The organism is Streptomyces clavifer, from assembly GCF_036345975.1.
Lineage (GTDB): Bacteria > Actinomycetota > Actinomycetes > Streptomycetales > Streptomycetaceae > Streptomyces > Streptomyces clavifer.
In genome coordinates this window covers 6,535,278-6,550,776 of the sequence record NZ_CP107793.1, presented here as the reverse complement: position 1 = coordinate 6,550,776, position 15,499 = coordinate 6,535,278, and the positions used below count along the sequence as shown (strand labels likewise).

The window sequence follows — 15,499 nt, the reverse complement described above, 5'->3', positions numbered from 1 at the left end:
AGTCCATGCCGTCCCTGCACGACGCCACCCGTGGCCGCGTCCTCTTCGGAGGCGACTACAACCCCGAGCAGTGGCCGGAGGAGGTGTGGGCCGACGACGTCCGGCTGATGAAGGAGGCGGGGGTCAACTCCGTCACCCTCGGGGTGTTCTCCTGGGCGAAGATCGAACCACGCCCGGGGGCGCGGGAGTTCGGCTGGCTGGACCGGCTGATGGACCTCCTGCACGCCCACGGCGTCGGCGTCGTCCTGGCCACCCCGACGGCCTCTCCGCCGCCGTGGATGGGTGCCCTCCATCCGGAGACGCTGCCGCGTGCGGAGGACGGCACACTCGTGTCGTACGGCTCCCGGCAGCACTTCTGCCCGAGCTCACCGGTCTACCGGCGCTACGCCACCGCGCTCACCGAGGACCTCGCCGCCCGGTACGCGGACCATCCGGCGCTCACGGTCTGGCACATCAACAACGAGTACTGCACGCACTGCTGGTGCGACGCGACGGCCGACCACTTCCGCCGCTGGCTGGCCGACCGGTACGGCTCCGTCGCCGCGCTCAACGAAGCCTGGGGAACGGCCTTCTGGAGCCAGCGCTACGACTCCTGGGCGGAGATCCTGCCGCCGCGCCGGGCGCAGTACATGAAGAACCCGGCGCAGGTGCTGGACTTCAAGCGGTTCACCTCCGACGCCCTGATGGAGTGCTACGTCGCCGAGCGGGACATCGTCGCCCGGCACACCCCGCACATCCCGGTGACCACCAACTTCATGCCGCTGTGGTCGGGCCAGGACGGCTGGGCGTGGGCGGAGCAGGAGGACGTCGTCTCCGTCGACATCTATCCGGACCCGACGGACCCGCAGGGCGGCCAGTACAACGCGATGCTCGCCGACATGACGCGCTCGCAGGCCGCCGGGCCGTGGATGCTGATGGAGCAGGCGGCCGGCGGGGTCAACTGGCGTGAGGTGAACCACCCCAAACCGGCCGGTCTCAACCGCCTCTGGTCGCTGCAGGCGGTGGCCCGGGGCGCGGACGCCGTCTGCTACTTCCAGTGGCGGCAGTCCCGGCAGGGCTCGGAGAAGTTCCACTCCGGGATGCTGACGCACGCGGGGGAACACGGCCGCACGTTCCGGGAGGTCAAGCAGATCGGTGCCGAGCTGGCGCTGATCGGGGCCGAGGTGAGCGACGCGGCGGTCCCGGCCGAGGTCGCCGTGCTCCACGACTGGGACTCCTGGTGGGCGAGCACCCAGGAGGGCCGCCCGTCCTCACGGGTCGCGTACCCGGACCTCGTGCAGGCCTGGCACCGGGGGCTGTGGGAGAGCGGGATCGCGACGGAGTTCGCCCGCCCGGAGGCGGATCTGAGCGCCTTCCGCATGGTGGTCGTGCCCCAGCTGTACCTGCTGACGGACGCGGCGATCGACAACCTGGTCTCCTACGCGCGGGGAGGCGGCACGCTCGTGTGCGGCTTCTTCACCGGCGTCGCGGACGTGGACGACCGGATCAGGCCGGGCGGCATGGACAGCAGACTGCGTGAGCTGTTCGGCATCCGCACGGTCCACGAGTGGTGGCCGCTGGACGCGGACGCCTCCGTGGACTGCGACGGCTTCCGCGGCGGCCTGTGGTCGGAGGAGCTCGAGCCCGACGGCAGCGCGGAGACCGTGTCCGCGTACCGGGGCGGCGAGCTCGACGGGCTTCCCGCCGTGCTCCGCAAGGGCACCGCCTGGTACGTCTCCACACTGCCCGAGCCCGAGGCCCTGCGCGGACTGCTCGGCCGGGCCGCGGAGGGCGCGGGCGCCCGCCCCGTCCTGGAGGGGCTGCCCGAGGAGGTGGAGGCGGTGCGCCGGGGCGGGCTGCTCTTCCTCCTGAACCACAGCCGGTCCACCGTCGCGGTGAAGCTGCCGGGCCGACGCCTCGACCTGCTCACGGGTGTCGAGGCGGACGGCGGCCTGGAGCTGGGCCGCTACGGCGTGGCCGTGCTCAGAGACGTCTCCGCATGATCGACGGAACGTGGGAGCCGGCCCCCGCCGCCCGCTGGGAGGACGCGTTCCTCAGCGGCAACGGGCGGCACGGCGCCATGGTGTACGGCGATCCGGCGGACGACCGGGTGGTCGTCAACCACCACACCCTGGTACGGCCCAACGGCAGCGAGGACGTCCGGCCGCCCGAGCTCGCCGGCCGGCTCGGGCGTCTCCAGGACGCCCTGCTGACCGGGGACACCACGGCGTCGGAGGAGTTCGGCGCGGGCCGTCCGCTGGTGTGGGTCCAGCCCTTCCACCCGGCCTTCCGGACCTGCGTCCGCCGTGGCCGGGGGCTGCACGAGGCGGTCGCGGGCTACCGGCGCGAGGTCGACTTCACGACGGGCGAGGTGACGGCGTCGTACGAGGCGTGGCGCAGCCGCGTCTTCGTGTCGCGGGCCGACGACGTGATCGTGCAGTACGTCACCGACCTCGGGCTGAGCGCGGACATCCTGCTGGACCACGCCCTGCCCGGCGCCCCGGCGCAGCTGGCGGTCGGCCGCTCGACGGTGCTGACCCCGAACGGCGCGAACCTCGCGCTGCGGGTGGGCTATCCGGGCAGCGGTCTGGCGTACACGGGGGTCACGGCCGCCCGGATCGACGGCGGCACGGTGACCGTGGCGGGCGAGGGCATCCGGATCGAAGGGGCGCGAAGCCTCACCCTGACGACCCGGGTCCGGCGCGGGCTCGGCCACCCCGGCCTCGGCGACCTGTGGGCGGCCCTGCCGCAGGAGGACTACGCCACCCTGCTCGCCCGCCATCAGCCGCTGCACCGGGCGGCGTTCGGGCGCACGTCGCTCACGCTGCGGGACGCGGTCCAGGACCGGGAGCTGTCCGGCAGCGAGCTGCTCCGCAGCCCGAAGAGCCCGGCGCTCCTGGAGCGGCTCTTCGCGGCGGGCCGCTACCACCTGCTGTCCTCGTCGGGGCAGCTGCCGCCCCGGCTGACCGGGCTGTGGACCGGTGACTGGGAGACCGCCTGGTCCGGGGCGTTCACCACGAACGCCAATCTCAACCTGCAGATCTCCTCGGCCGCCACGGCGGCCCTGCCGGAGGTCACCGAGGCCCATGCCGCCCTGGTGCACGGGCAGTTGGCGGACTGGCAGAACAACGCGCGGGCGATCTTCGGGGCGCGGGGCATCGTCGCACCGTCGCACACGGACGGCGAGTCGGGTCACACCCGGCACTTCCAGCGCGCCTATCCGCTGCACCTGTGGACGGCCGGGGCGGACTGGCTGCTGCAGCCGCTCCTCGAACACGCCGAGGTCACCACGGGCACCGCGGGCCCCCGGCTGACCGACGCCCTCGTGGAGGCCGCGCTGTTCTACGAGGACTTCCTCAGCCGCGAGGACCCGGACGGGAACATCGCCGTGGTCCCCTCCTACTCCCCGGAGAACCGGCCGGCGAACGCGAGCTGGGGCACGGTCAACGCCACCATGGACATCGCGGCGGCCCGGCACGCCCTGACCACGGCCGCCTGCGCCTCCCCCGGCCATCCGTCCGCGGATCTCTGGCGTTCGCTCGCGGCCCGGCTCCCCGACTACCTGGTGAACGAGGACGGGGCGCTCGCGGAATGGGCGTGGCCGGGCCTGGAGGAGACGTACGACCACCGCCACCTCAGCCACCTCTACCCCGTGTGGCCGCTGGACGAGATCAATCCCTACGACACCCCGGAGCTGGCGGCCGCCGCGCACCGCGCCCTGGAGCTGCGCGGGTCGGAGAACGACTCGGCGCACGGGCACCTGCACCATGCGCTGATCGCGGCCCGGCTGCGGGACCCGGCACGGGTGTCGGCGGCGCTGGACGCGGTACTGGGCGGCGACTTCTTCCACGACTCGCTGATGAGCGCGCACTATCCGTCCCGCAACGTGTACAACGCGGACGCGGCCCACACGCTCCCGTCCGCCGTGATCGAGTCGCTCGTCCAGTCCGCCCCGGGCCGGCTGGTCCTGCTCCCGGCCCTTCCGGCGGAGTACCCCGCGGGCGAACTGCGGGGCGTACGCACGCGGTTCGGCGCCCGGCTGGACCTGAGCTGGTCCCCCGCGGGCGCCACCGCGGTCCTGCACCCCACCCGTGACGCCCGCATCGACGTGCGTACGGGCGAGAAGTTCGCCCTCACCGAGACCTGCGCCGCGAACCCCCGGGTCCCCCTGGACCTGGCGGCCGGCGTGGACCGCGTCCTCACCCTGGGGCCGCGGTAGCGCACCTCCCCCCACCCATGGAAGGGACACCATGGCACCACGACGCACTCTGACGAGGCTCCTGCTGGCACCCGCGACAGCGGTGGCCGCCCTGATCGGCTTCGCCGCGGCACCGGCCCACGCCGCGGTCTGGTCCTCATCGGACCAGTGGGGCAACTACACCACGTCCGACGGCTACATCCTCTACAACAACATCTGGGGCTCCGGAGCGGGCGCCCAGACGGTCTGGGCCAACTCCTCCAGCAACTGGGGTGTCTGGGCCAACCACCCGAACACCGGCGGCATCAAGTCGTACCCGAACGCCAAGAAGATCGTCAACAAGTCGATCACCTCGCTCTCGTCGCTGACCAGCAGCTACAACGTCACCGTCCCGTCGTCCGGGGCCTACAACACGTCGTACGACATCTGGGACACGGACTACGACTACGAGGTCATGCTCTGGGTCAACCACAACGGGGCCGTCGGTCCGCTCGGCACCTCGCAGGGGACGGTGACGCTGGGCGGCCACACCTGGGCCGTCTACAAGGGCGACAACGGGGCCAACCAGGTCTTCTCGTTCCTGCGCACCTCGGACTCTTCCTCCGGGACGGTCAACATCCTGCCGATCCTGAAGTGGATCAAGGACACCAAGGGCTGGTGGGGCAACGAGACCATCGGTGACGTCCAGTTCGGCTACGAGATCACCTCGTCGCAGGGCGGACTGGACTTCAGGACCAACGGGTTCAACGTCTCGTCGAGCTGACCCCGGCGCACGGGCCCGGCGCACGGTCCTCCCACGTGCACGGGCTCGGGCGAGCCGGCCCCCACCAGGGGCCGGCTCGTCCGGTTCTGCGTGCCGGGGCGTCACCCGCCGGGACCGGGGTTCCGGTCAGCCGCGTTCCGGCTCCACCGGGAGCCACAGTTCGGCGTCGGCCCCGGTCCTGTCCGGCGACGGGCGGGTGCGCAGGATCTCGGGCCCGGTGCGGCTGCGGTACGGATTCGACGGGAACCACTCGGTGAAGACGTCCCGCCACATCTCCTGGATGGCCTGCGGCACCGGCCCGGAGGTGGTGAAGACCGCCCAGGTGCCGGCCGGGACGGCCAGCGTGGTCGCCCCCGGGGGAGCGGCCACGGAGGTGATCACCCCGTGGTGGTAGTCGAGTTCGGTGCCCTCGGCGCGGCTGGGGTCCAGGTCGTCGCAGACCGCGACGATGCCGTGCGGCTCCTGGTCCGACAGCTCCTCCAGCCGCTCCAGGGTCTCCCGGGGAATCCCGCGGACGAAGTCGATGATCGCCCGGTTCGGTCCCGCGTGCACCAGCGGAACCCTGGCCTTGAGCCCGACGACGGTGAAGTCCGCCTTGTCCACGACGCGGTATCGCATACTGCTACTCCCTTCAACGGTGAGGCGGAAGGCCATCCGGGACTGGGAGCTGAGCTCGGCTCCGGTACGCCGGGCCTCGCCCGGCCCGATGCCGTGCATGGCGCGGAACGCGCGCGCGAACGCCTCGCCGGAGCCGTAGCCGTAGCGCACCGCGATCTCCAGCAGTGTCCCGCGCCCCGCGAGCACCTCGGCGCCCGCGAGGGTGAGCCGACGGCGCCGGATGTACTCCGACAGCGGTCTGCCCGCGAGCGCGGAGAACATCCGGCGCAGGTGGTACTCCGACGTGGCCGCGATGCGTGCCAGCTCCTCCACCTCGATGTGCTGGTCGAGATGGCGTTCGATGTGCTCCACGGCCTGGTTCAGCCGCTCGAGCATGCCCGGTCCCCCCTCCTCTTGACGACCACCACGCTAGGCAGCACCGACCCCGCCGGACCCGACATCCTGTGCCCGATCACGTCGGGTGCGCGAACGGGCGGGACACCACGCGCACGGTGGGAGCCCCGGGCACACCGGGGTTCGGGTCACAGCGCCGGGCGGATGGGGGTCAGGCCGGGGCAGGCCCCGTGCTCGCCCGCACGGTGAGCTCCGGTGCCAGCAGCTCGACCTCGTCGGTGCCGCGGCCCGCGAGTTTGGCCACCACCTGCTCCACCGCTCTGCGCCCCATCTCCTGCGCCGGGATGGCGACGGAGGTGAGCCGCACCGAGGCCTGTGTGGCGACCTGTTCGGGGCAGATCGCGACGACGGAGACGTCCTCGGGGACCGCGCGCCCCTGCTGCTGGAGCAGGTTGAGCAGCGGCTCCACGGCGGCCTCGTTCTGCACGATGAAGCCGGTCGTGCCCGGCCGCTCGTCGTAGACCCTGGCCAGGGTGCCGGCCATCGCCGCGTACCCTCCCTCGCAGGGCCGGTGCAGGACCCGCACGCCCGTCTCCTGGGCCTTGGCCCGTATGCCGTCCACGGTCCGTTCGGCGAAGCCGGTGTGGCGCTCGTAGACGGCGGCGGCCTCGCCGATCACGGCGATCTCGCGGTGTCCGAGGTCGGAGAGGTGCTCGACGCAGAGCGCACCCGTGGCCTCGAAGTCGAGGTCCACGCAGGTCAGTCCGGCGGTGTCGGCGGGCAGGCCGATGAGGACGGCGGTCCGTCCGGACTCACGGAGCAGCGGGAGCCGTTCGTCGTGCATCTCGACGTCCATCAGGATCATCGCGTCCGCGAGCGAGCTCCCGGCGATCCGCCGGACCGCCGCGGGCCCTTCCTCTCCGGTGAGGAGCAGGACGTCGTAGCCGTGGGTCCGGGCGGTGGTGGCGACGGCGATGGCGATCTCCATCATCACCGGCACGTACATGTCGGTGCGCAGCGGCACCATGAGCGCGATGATGTTGGTCCGGCTGCTGGCGAGGGCGCGTGCCCCCGCGTTGGGGTGGTAGCCGAGCTGCCGGATGCTGAGCTCCACCCGCTCACGGGTGGAGGCGGAGATCGACCGCTTCCCGCTGAGGACATAGCTCACCGTGCTCGCGGAGACTCCGGCGTGCTGGGCGACCTCGGCAAGCGTGACCATTCAGCTCTCCATTACAGATGAGGGCGGTAAAGAAGAGTCGGTGAAGCGCTTCGACAGCACCCCCTGCCCTCCTCTTCACACTCTGACATGCACAGACACCGATGAGCCTAGACTTGCTCACAGGGACTGTCCAGAGTGGAGTTGAAGCGCTTCGACCGCCTTCGGGCCCTCTCACTGCACACCGTGGCTCAGGACGCCGACGGTGTCCAGCCGTCCAGCCAGTCCGCGGTCTCCTGCGCGGTGGCCTGGGCATCGGAGAGCTGCGGTCGGTCGCTGCTCGCCGCGCCGGCGCCCGGTCCGGTGTTCTTGTACTCGGCGAAGCGGTCGTCCTTCCAGGAGAAGCCGCTCATGTCGGTCCACGGGGCGGATCTGATCGCGGCACTGAGGTTGGTGTTGCGGAAGGTGGCCATCGGGTCGAGGGAGGCGTCACCACCGGCGTGCCAGGGCCGTCCGAGGTAGAAGCTCGCCCCGGAGACGTCCCCGTTGACGGTCGAGCTGTTGATCAGGAAGCCCTTGCGGCCGGCCGCGGTACTGGGCGCGGCGATGTAGCCGGCGGAGCTGCCGTTCCACCGCTTCTTCAGCGTGATGACGGACTTGTCGATCACCGCACTGGCCCGCCCGAAGATGAAGTCGACGTTGCCGACGACATAGGAGTTGACCATGTAGACCCGGCCGAGGGTCGCCTTGGACGCGGTGTCGAGGAGCAGGGTGTCCTGGTCGCCGGTGACGATGACGGAGTCGAGGAAGACCTTGTCCGCGGCGGTGCGCAGGGCGACGGCCTGGAGTCCGCTCATGTTCTGGTTGGCGGCCTCGTCGAAGTCGTTGGAGAGGGTGAGGTTGCGGGCCTGGAAGCCGTTCCCCTCGGCCGCGACGGTGGCGCTGCCGCTCGTGCCGTAGGTGCCGGAACCGTCGGGCTTCTGGGCGCCGGAGGCGTTGTTGTAGACGATGACGGTGTCGTTGCGGCTCGGTCCGCTGCCCTGGAGGGTGACGTTCTGCTTGGTGGAGGGGATCTTCACGGTCTCCCGGTACGTGCCGGGTTTGACGGAGACGACGACGCGCGCGGTGTTGCCGGCCGGGATCGCGTTCACCGCGGCCTGCACGGTGGAGTACTGCCCACTGCCGTCCTTGGCCACGGTGAGGGTGGTCGCCGCTGCCGCGCCGGACGCCGACCCGTACGCCTGCACCGACACGACGGCCAGGAGCGCCGTCCCTCCCGCGACCAGCGTGCGGCGGTGCCGGGGGTCGACCGGGGTACGTCGTCGATTCGCTGCCATGACCTGATCCGTTCCGTCGGGAAGAGGTGGGGGTTCCTGGCAGTAGTCGCCGCCGCGGCCCGAAAGGTTGCCGCGTGGCGGTACGGAATCCGCAGCGGTTCCATCATCGCGTTTCCCGGCCCCGGGAGGGGCCCGGGCCTTCGCGGCCCGGGCCCCTCGGGCGTCAGACCGCCGGGGTGAGTTTCCACTGCTGGCAGGTGTTGTTCAGCCAGGTCCACTGCCGTACGTCCGCGCCGTCGGCCGCGGAGCAGTCCGCCACGTCGGCGACCTTGCCGGTGGCCTGGTTGACGATGCGCACCCAGCCGCCGGTGTCGGTGGTGACGAGGCGGAAGCGCTGGCAGGTGTTGTCGAGCCATGACCACTGACGGAGGTCGGCACCGTCGGCCGTCGAGCAGTCCGCCGTGTCGAGCACCTTGCCCGTCGCGACGTTGACCAGGCGGCTGGTGTCGTCGCCCCGGTCCTCGACCCGCCATCTCTGCTGTGCGCCTCCGTTGCAGGTCCACTGCTGGACGTTCGCCCCGTCGGCGGTCGACGCCCCGTTCACGTCGAGGCACTTCCCGGTGGCCCGGCTGACCACGGTGTACGCGGTGGGCGTGGCCGCCGTCTCACCGGAGGGCCCGGCCAGTGTCGTGCCCAGGGCGACGGGTGTGCCGAGGTTCGGGGTGCCGTCGCTGTTCCAGCCGAACTTCTGCGCCCGCGCGGTACGTCCGTTGTCGCAGCCGTCGGACGCCGAGTCGTTCGCGTGGTAGACGATCCAGCTCTCCGTGCCGTCGGGCGAGGTGAAGAAGCCGTTGTGCCCCGGTCCATAGACCCCGGCGGCGTTGTTCCGCTGGAAGACCGGGGTGGACTTCTTCGTCCAGGAGGATGCGGCGAGCGGGTCGGAGCCGGTCAGGGTGAGCTGCCCCAGCTTGTAGTCGGGCGTCCAGCAGCCGCTGGCGGAGTACACGATGAACGTCTTCCCGCCCCGCTGGAGCACCTCGGCGCCTTCGTTGACCGTGCCGCCCGACTTCTCCCAGTCGTAGGTGGGCGTGGAGATCGTCGAGAAGGATCCGCTGAGCGTGTACGGGTTCGACATCGGCGCGATCACCAGGTTCTGCGTACCGCCACCGCTCGCGCTGCCCAGCAGGTACATCGAGCCGTTGACGGTGAGCACGCTCGGGTCCAGCATCCAGGTGCTGCCGAGCTGGTTGCGGTACGTGTAGGGCCCCATCGGGTCCGAGGACGCGCTCTGCAGTACGTGCACCCGCTGCGTGGGGTTGTAGTCGGTGATGTTCTGCCCGGCGACGAAGTACAGGTACCAGCGCCCGCCCGAGTAGTGCAGTTCCGGCGCCCAGATGTTGCAGCAGCGGGAGGCCGCGTCACCTTTCCACACCTGCACGCTCGGCGCGGTGGCGAGCCCGGCGAGTGTGGGCGACTTGCGCAGGGTGATGACGTCGGTCCAACTCGTCGCCACCAGGTAGTAGTTGCCGTCGTGGTACGAGATCCAGGGGTCGGCGCCCTTCTGCGCCTTGACCGGGTTGGTGTAGGGCCGCCCCTCGGCAGCGGACGCCGCCGTCGGCTGGCCCAGCGCGAGGGCGAGCAGGAGGGCGCTCAGCAGGGTCAGTAGGCGACGGGCCATCCGCTGCTCCAGTTCAGTAGGTTGACGCCGAGCTTCGGGGTGCCGTTCTCCTGGCCGTCGTAGTAGTGGTAGACGAGCAGGTCGCCGTCGGAGTCCGCCAGGATCGACTGGCCCCCTGGTCCGATGTACCGGCCGTGCGACTCCATGACGGGAGTGCCGCCGTTGCTGAGCATGCTGACGCCGTTGCGGTCCTTGTAGGGCCCGGTGATGGCGGTCGCCCGGCCCACCTTGATCTTGTACGTGGAGCTGGTCCCGGCACAGCAGGTGTCGTACGAGGCGAAGAGGTAGTAGTAGCCGTTGCGCTTCACTATCGACGGCGCCTCGACCGCCTTGGTCCCGGTGGGGCGGGAGGCGAGGGAGCGGCGTGCGGTGTCCCCCGCGTACTGCTTGCCCGTCGAGGGGTCGACGCGGATCATCTTGATCCCGGTCCACCAGGAGCCGAAGGAGAGCCACCACTTGCCGTCGTCGTCCACGAAGAGGTTGGGGTCGATGGCGTTGTAGTCGCTCGACGCGTTCGAGGTGTACACGATGCCGTAGTCGCTCCAACTGCCCGCCAGACCGGTGGTGGAGCCGGCGAGTCCGATGGCCGAGGTGTTGGAGCCGAAGGACGAGACGGCGTAGTACATCAGGTACGTGCCGCCGCGGTAGGAGATGTCGGGGGCCCAGGGGTCCGAAGCCGAGGAGTAGTTCTTCCACCAGCTCGGCTTCGTCGTGAAGGCGTTGCCCGACCGGCCGAAGGCGGTGCGGTCGGTGGAGGTGCGGAGCTGGAGGCCTTCTCCTGTGGAGTAGAGCAGGTACCGGCCGGACGGGCTCCGGATCATGGACGGGTCGTGGACGACGATGTCGCCGTTGACGACACCGGGGTTGGGGTAGGCGGAAGCACTGCCCGGCACGAGGGCCATCAGCAGCGCGGCGGGGAGAACGGCGAGGGTCCTTCTCAGGCTGCGGCTCATGAGGAGACCTCCTTCGGTCGTGGGGCGCGGGGGGCGCGTCGGTGGCACTGGACAGTCGCCGCCGACCGCTCACTGGTTGCCATGCCCACGCCATTCGCAGGTTCGACATATCGAATAATGCTCGGCACTTCGGACGGGACCGTAGAATCGAACACGTTGCGCGTCAACGGATCGCGCACGGATTCGGCGAACGCGCGCACCCCGTGCGAGATCACGAACAGCACGAGCACGGTGCTTGGTCGGCCTGACACTCGCGGCAGGAGGAGCCCGCCCTCGAGCCGCTCGGGTCCCACCTGCCCCGGCTGGGCCACCGGCAGGTGGGAGCAACCGCTGCGGCTCAGCGGGTCCGGTAGCGCGCGTAGATCAGTCCGCTGTCGAACACGCGCTCCTCGACCAGCTCGAGATCGAGGCGCACCCCCTCGGGGAAGAACCGCTTGCCGCCGCCGACCACGCTCGTGGTGATGAACAGGTGGTACTCGTCCACCAGACCGGCCGCGATCGCCTGGGCCGCGAGGTTCGGGCCGTCGACGGTGAGGTCGTGATCCGCCTCGGCCTTGAGCCTGCGCACCGCGTCCGGGTCGAAGGTCCGCTCGATCGTGGTCTTCGCGCTGGACACCGACTCGAGCGTCGTGGAGTACACGATCTTCTCCGCGGCCCGCCAGTCGCGGGCGTACTGCAGGATGTGCGGCGGCAGGTCGGGCTCGGTGTGCGCGGTCTCCCAGTAGACCATCGTCTCGTACATCCGTCGGCCGTAGAGGTACGTGCCGACGGGCCGGAAGAGGTCGTTGACGAAGGTGTGCACCTCCTGGTCCTCGGCCCCCCTGCCGAGGTCGCCCTCGGCCGCCTCGGCATAGCCGTCGAGCGAGGTGATCATCGAGTAGATGAGCTTTGCCATGTGTCTCCTCCGCCTACGAGCGCGCCGGTCGGTCGGCGGTCCCGCAGGCTGTGACCTCCGCAGGGACCGGAACTCATCGATCGACCGGCCGACCGGTTCCGTTCATCGCCGGATCACGGACGAGGCACGCCTCGTCGGCGGGTTGCCCGCGCAGTGTCGCGAAACGAGTGGCCCACGCCGGTCGCAGACCATCATCGCGACCCTCGTGCCGTGACCGCCGCACCGACGCACCGCCGCACGGGACGTCCTTCCGGCCCCGCCGGCACGCCGCGGGGCCGACGGCGAGTGGGGCCCGACGCAGCGGCCCTGCCGGGGCCCCGTCAGAGCCCGTAGGTGAAGTTCCCGCGGTTCGTCCGCTCCGGGCCGGGCCGCTCGGTCACGCACAGCGCCCCGCCCTCGGTGCCGACGTTCACCAGCCCGGTCGCCCCGCCGTCGAGGCCGACGAACCGCAGCGCGTGCCAGCGCGGGAGCCAGAAGACCCGGCCCCGGTGCCCGGCGAGCAGCTCCCGCAGATCGGCGGGGGCGTGCATCCACACCTCGGGCAGGTCGCCCGCGTGCTCGAAGGCGGCGCGCAGCGCGAACCAGCCGTCGTCACGCACATCGCTGGAGGTGAGCAGCAACTCGACGGCCCGGCCCGGCTCCTGCACGCACTTCTTGGCGTGGATCCAGTGCACGTGGTGCCCGGCGGCGTACTGCGTGCAGCCGTCCTGGTGAATGAGGTGGGGGAGCATGGGCGGTCGCCGCCTTCCGGGGTCTTGGACCCCGGGGCCCGCCCCCGGTGTCCGCTGTTCCCCGCGCGGTGCCGCGCGGAGCGGGTCGTCACCCGGAGCACCCGCAGCGGAAGCGGGGTGCCGTCCAGCGAGCCGGGGCTTGCCACTGGAACTCATGACCCACGAAAAGCGTAACAGGAGCCGAGAGGCCGTCAGGAGGTACGCCCCGGCTCGTCGCGACCCCTCCCCGGGGCGGGGCAGGGGCGTGTCCCGAGCGGTGCTCCGGCGGCGTCCCGGCAGGCGCCCCTCAGCCGTGCAACAGCACGGGAAACGCCTCCATGTCGTTCTGTGTCATCACCGGCAGCTTGCGGATCTCCTCGTCCGGAACGGCGAGCCTCAGCTGCGGGAAGCGTCCGAACAGCGCCGGCAGCGCGATGCCCGCCTCCACGCGGGACAGCGCGGCGCCCGGGCAGATGTGCGGCCCGTGACCGAACGTCATGTGCCGGATCGGCGTCGGGCGGGTGATGTCGAAGGCGTCGGCGTCGTCCCCGTGCTGCACGGCATCGCGTCCGATGGCCCGGTAGGAGATCACCACCCCCTCCCCTTCGGCTATCACCTGGTCACCGACCTGGATGTCCTCCGTGGCGAACCGCATCAGCAGATGGGTGGTGGGTGTGTCCCAGCGCAGCGTCTCCTCGATCACCGTGTCCCACGGGATCTCCCCGTCCAGTACCTTCCTCAGCTGGTCGGGGTGGGCGAGCAGCGCGCGTACGGCGTTGAGGATGAGCCCGATCGTGGTCTCGTGCCCGGCCGCCACCATGGCCTTGAGGTTGCCGACGACCTCCTCCTCGGTCAGCGGCTCGCCGCCCTCCTCGGCGAGGATCAGCGCACTGGTGAGGTCGTCGGTGGTCCGCGCCTTCTTCTCCCGCACGAGCTCCGCGTAGAACACGTCCAGCTCCGCGAGCAGCGCCATGCGCTCCTCCTGCGGGGTGAGCATGGAGAAGAACGCCTTGTAGCGCTTCGTCAGCATCGGGTGCTGCGCCTCGTCCACCCCCATCAGGAGGCCGACGACCCGCATCGGCAACGGCTGGGCGAACACCGCCTTGAGGTCGACGACGCCGTCCTTCCCCTGTTCGGCGAGCGCGTCCAGCAGTTCCTCGGTGAACTTCTCGATGGCCGGGCGGATCGCCTCCAGCCGGCGCGGGGTGAGTGCCTGGGAGGTCTTCGTCCGCAGCCGGCGGTGCTCCTCGCCGTCCACGGTGAACATGGAGCGGCCTGCGTCGATCATGCCGATCAGCGGCCAGGCGTGCGTGACCTCGCCGCTCCGCCAGAGCCCCCACGCGTTCAGGTCCTTCACCAGCCGCGTGTCGACGAGCAGTTGGCGTGCCTCCGCGTGCCGGGTGACGGTCCAGGCGGGCACCCCGAGGAGCTCGATGCGGGCCAGTGGCGCGCCACCCCCGCTCAGCTTCTCGGTCTCACCGTCGAGGTCCCGGACGAGGGGGTCGACGACCACGGTCGCGTGCGGGCAGTTCACAACAGGTCTCCTGTCGTACGTACGGGAGCGAACCGGACGGGAAGCGCGTTCATCCCGCGCAGGAAGGCGGACGGCCGCCGCACGAGGTCCTGGGCCGGGACGGCGAGCCGGAGATCGGGCAGCCGGTCGAGGATGACCTCGATTCCGGTACGGGCGATGGTCTCGGCGATCTCCTGTGCGGGGAAGGGGCAGCGGTACTCGCCGTGGCTGAACGCCAGGTGCGCCCCGTTGCTGCCGTGCGACGCGGTGCCGGGCCCCAGCTCCTGGCGTATCAGGGGGTCGGTGTTGGCCGCGCCCAGACCCAGCAGGAGCATGTCCCCGGCCTTGATGGTCCGCCCGCCGAGCTGCGTGTCGCGGACCGCCCACCGGCCGGCGAGGATCTGGGTGGGGCTCTCCTCCCAGAGGACCTCGTTCATCGCGTCGCCGATGCTGCGCCGGCCGCCGGCGAGCGATTCGGCGAACTGGTCCTCGGTGAGCATGAGGCGCAGGGAGTTGCTGATCCAGTCGGCGGTGGTGAGGTGGCCCGCCGCCGTGATGGCCATCAGGTCGAGCGCGTACTCCTCGTCCGTGAAGGGTTCGGGGTCGGCGAGCATCCGCGAGGTGACGTCGTCGCCGGGCTCGGCCCGCTTGACCGCGACGAGCCGCCGCATGTGCGCACCGAACCGCCCGTACGCCTCCTGGGCCCCGGGGCCCCCGTCGGCCAGGTCCTTCAGGACCCGGGCGATGTCCGCGCCCTCCGCGTCGGGGAACCCGACGAGGCGGGCGAGGACGAGCACGGGCAGCGGCTCGGCGAAGTCGGCGACGAGATCGGCCGAACCCCGGCCGCAGATGTCGTCGACGAGCCGGTCGGCGAGCTGCTCGCAGTGCCCTCGGATCTCGAACGGGTCCACGCCCTCCAGCGCGGGCACCACCATCTCGGAGTGCCGCCGGTGCTCGGCGCCCGCGGTGAAGTAGATGGACGGCATGGGCCGCCCCACCATGGGCAGGAGCGGCCAGTCCTCGGGTACGTGCTCCCACTGGTTCCACAGCCCGACGTCCCGCGGGAAGAGCTCGCCGTCGCTGGTGACCTGGTGGACCTCCCGGTAGCCGACGACCAGCCAGGCCGGAAACCCTCCGGCGAGCTCGACCGGAACCACGGACCCGTACGCGTGGCGCATCGTCCGGTACAGGGCCTGCGGGTCGGTGGTGAAATCCGGTCCGCCGAGCTGCACGGGGGCGGTGGCGGCGTGCGCGGGGCAGCCGCCGGACGCGGGCACGGCGGATAAGGAAGGGCTCGTCATCGTACGGACTCCTGGGGAGACGGCTTCGCGCGTTGCGGCCATACGATCAACGCGCGACCACTATAAGGAGGTTGGGTGAAGCATTGGGCGTCTCTCACGCCCATTTCCCGCCTGTTTACGATCAC

At 71.0% G+C, this 15,499-nt stretch carries 12 protein-coding genes and 1 riboswitch; of the genes, 3 read left to right on the top strand and 9 right to left on the bottom strand.

Annotated elements, in window-relative coordinates; translation table 11 throughout:
- The first annotated feature begins 5 nt into the window (after positions 1 to 5).
- From OG927_RS28470 to OG927_RS28460, 3 genes are read left to right on the top strand one after another with little or no spacing between them, the layout of a single operon-like run.
- Positions 6 to 1,982, top strand: coding sequence for a beta-galactosidase (locus OG927_RS28470; RefSeq protein WP_056792348.1), 1,977 nt, complete (start codon positions 6 to 8; stop codon positions 1,980 to 1,982).
- Complete coding sequence (locus OG927_RS28465) at positions 1,979 to 4,198, top strand: glycosyl hydrolase family 95 catalytic domain-containing protein (RefSeq protein WP_330321013.1); 2,220 nt, start codon at positions 1,979 to 1,981, stop codon at positions 4,196 to 4,198. Before OG927_RS28470 ends, OG927_RS28465 begins: the two co-directional genes overlap by 4 nt.
- Positions 4,199 to 4,229: 31 nt before the next feature.
- Positions 4,230 to 4,940, top strand: a complete 711-nt coding sequence (locus OG927_RS28460) for a GH12 family glycosyl hydrolase domain-containing protein (protein WP_056792346.1) — start codon at positions 4,230 to 4,232, stop codon at positions 4,938 to 4,940.
- Between the two features lie 126 nt (positions 4,941 to 5,066).
- Here the strand turns inward: OG927_RS28460 and OG927_RS28455 are convergent, their stop codons facing one another.
- From OG927_RS28455 to OG927_RS28415, 9 genes are all read right to left on the bottom strand, one after another.
- Entirely contained in the window at positions 5,067 to 5,933 is an 867-nt protein-coding gene (locus tag OG927_RS28455; RefSeq protein WP_330321012.1) for an AraC family transcriptional regulator, read from the bottom strand.
- A 169-nt stretch (positions 5,934 to 6,102) separates the two neighbouring features.
- A complete protein-coding gene (locus OG927_RS28450; RefSeq protein WP_124280553.1) occupies positions 6,103 to 7,110 on the bottom strand; it encodes a LacI family DNA-binding transcriptional regulator in 1,008 nt (335 codons plus the stop codon).
- Positions 7,111 to 7,298: 188 nt separating this feature from the next.
- Entirely contained in the window at positions 7,299 to 8,384 is a 1,086-nt protein-coding gene (locus OG927_RS28445; RefSeq protein WP_330321011.1) for a pectinesterase family protein, read from the bottom strand.
- Positions 8,385 to 8,547: 163 nt separating this feature from the next.
- Entirely contained in the window at positions 8,548 to 10,002 is a 1,455-nt protein-coding gene (locus tag OG927_RS28440) for a family 43 glycosylhydrolase (RefSeq protein WP_330321010.1), read from the bottom strand.
- Positions 9,984 to 10,955 carry an arabinan endo-1,5-alpha-L-arabinosidase gene (locus tag OG927_RS28435; protein ID WP_330321009.1) on the bottom strand — a complete coding sequence of 324 codons (972 nt, stop codon included), beginning with the start codon at positions 10,953 to 10,955 and terminating at the stop codon, positions 9,984 to 9,986. Before OG927_RS28435 ends, OG927_RS28440 begins: the two co-directional genes overlap by 19 nt.
- 337 nt (positions 10,956 to 11,292) lie before the next feature.
- Positions 11,293 to 11,850 (bottom strand): dihydrofolate reductase family protein, encoded by a 558-nt coding sequence (locus OG927_RS28430; RefSeq protein WP_319099316.1) that lies wholly within the window; start codon positions 11,848 to 11,850, stop codon positions 11,293 to 11,295.
- Positions 11,851 to 12,170: 320 nt separating this feature from the next.
- Positions 12,171 to 12,581 carry a hypothetical protein gene (locus OG927_RS28425; RefSeq protein ID WP_330321008.1) on the bottom strand — a complete coding sequence of 137 codons (411 nt, stop codon included), beginning with the start codon at positions 12,579 to 12,581 and terminating at the stop codon, positions 12,171 to 12,173.
- A 48-nt stretch (positions 12,582 to 12,629) separates the two neighbouring features.
- Positions 12,630 to 12,741: riboswitch (SAM riboswitch) on the bottom strand.
- Between the two features lie 126 nt (positions 12,742 to 12,867).
- Entirely contained in the window at positions 12,868 to 14,094 is a 1,227-nt protein-coding gene (locus OG927_RS28420; RefSeq protein ID WP_056792339.1) for a cytochrome P450 family protein, read from the bottom strand.
- On the bottom strand, positions 14,091 to 15,374 hold the full coding sequence (locus OG927_RS28415) for a cytochrome P450 (RefSeq protein ID WP_124280557.1): 1,284 nt from the start codon (positions 15,372 to 15,374) through the stop codon (positions 14,091 to 14,093). Before OG927_RS28415 ends, OG927_RS28420 begins: the two co-directional genes overlap by 4 nt.
- Positions 15,375 to 15,499 lie beyond the last annotated feature (125 nt).

Bases quoted from the DNA above. Each gene is read 5' to 3' on its own strand.
- OG927_RS28435 (WP_330321009.1), bottom strand. From the start codon at position 10,955: ATGAGCCGCAGCCTGAGAAGGACCCTCGCCGTTCTCCCCGCCGCGCTG.
- OG927_RS28425 (WP_330321008.1), bottom strand. From the start codon at position 12,581: ATGCTCCCCCACCTCATTCACCAGGACGGCTGCACGCAGTACGCCGCC.
- OG927_RS28465 (WP_330321013.1), top strand. From the start codon at position 1,979: ATGATCGACGGAACGTGGGAGCCGGCCCCCGCCGCCCGCTGGGAGGAC.
- OG927_RS28455 (WP_330321012.1), bottom strand. From the start codon at position 5,933: ATGCTCGAGCGGCTGAACCAGGCCGTGGAGCACATCGAACGCCATCTC.
- OG927_RS28450 (WP_124280553.1), bottom strand. From the start codon at position 7,110: ATGGTCACGCTTGCCGAGGTCGCCCAGCACGCCGGAGTCTCCGCGAGC.
- OG927_RS28460 (WP_056792346.1), top strand. From the start codon at position 4,230: ATGGCACCACGACGCACTCTGACGAGGCTCCTGCTGGCACCCGCGACA.
- OG927_RS28440 (WP_330321010.1), bottom strand. From the start codon at position 10,002: ATGGCCCGTCGCCTACTGACCCTGCTGAGCGCCCTCCTGCTCGCCCTC.
- OG927_RS28430 (WP_319099316.1), bottom strand. From the start codon at position 11,850: ATGGCAAAGCTCATCTACTCGATGATCACCTCGCTCGACGGCTATGCC.
- OG927_RS28415 (WP_124280557.1), bottom strand. From the start codon at position 15,374: ATGACGAGCCCTTCCTTATCCGCCGTGCCCGCGTCCGGCGGCTGCCCC.
- OG927_RS28470 (WP_056792348.1), top strand. From the start codon at position 6: ATGCCGTCCCTGCACGACGCCACCCGTGGCCGCGTCCTCTTCGGAGGC.
- OG927_RS28445 (WP_330321011.1), bottom strand. From the start codon at position 8,384: ATGGCAGCGAATCGACGACGTACCCCGGTCGACCCCCGGCACCGCCGC.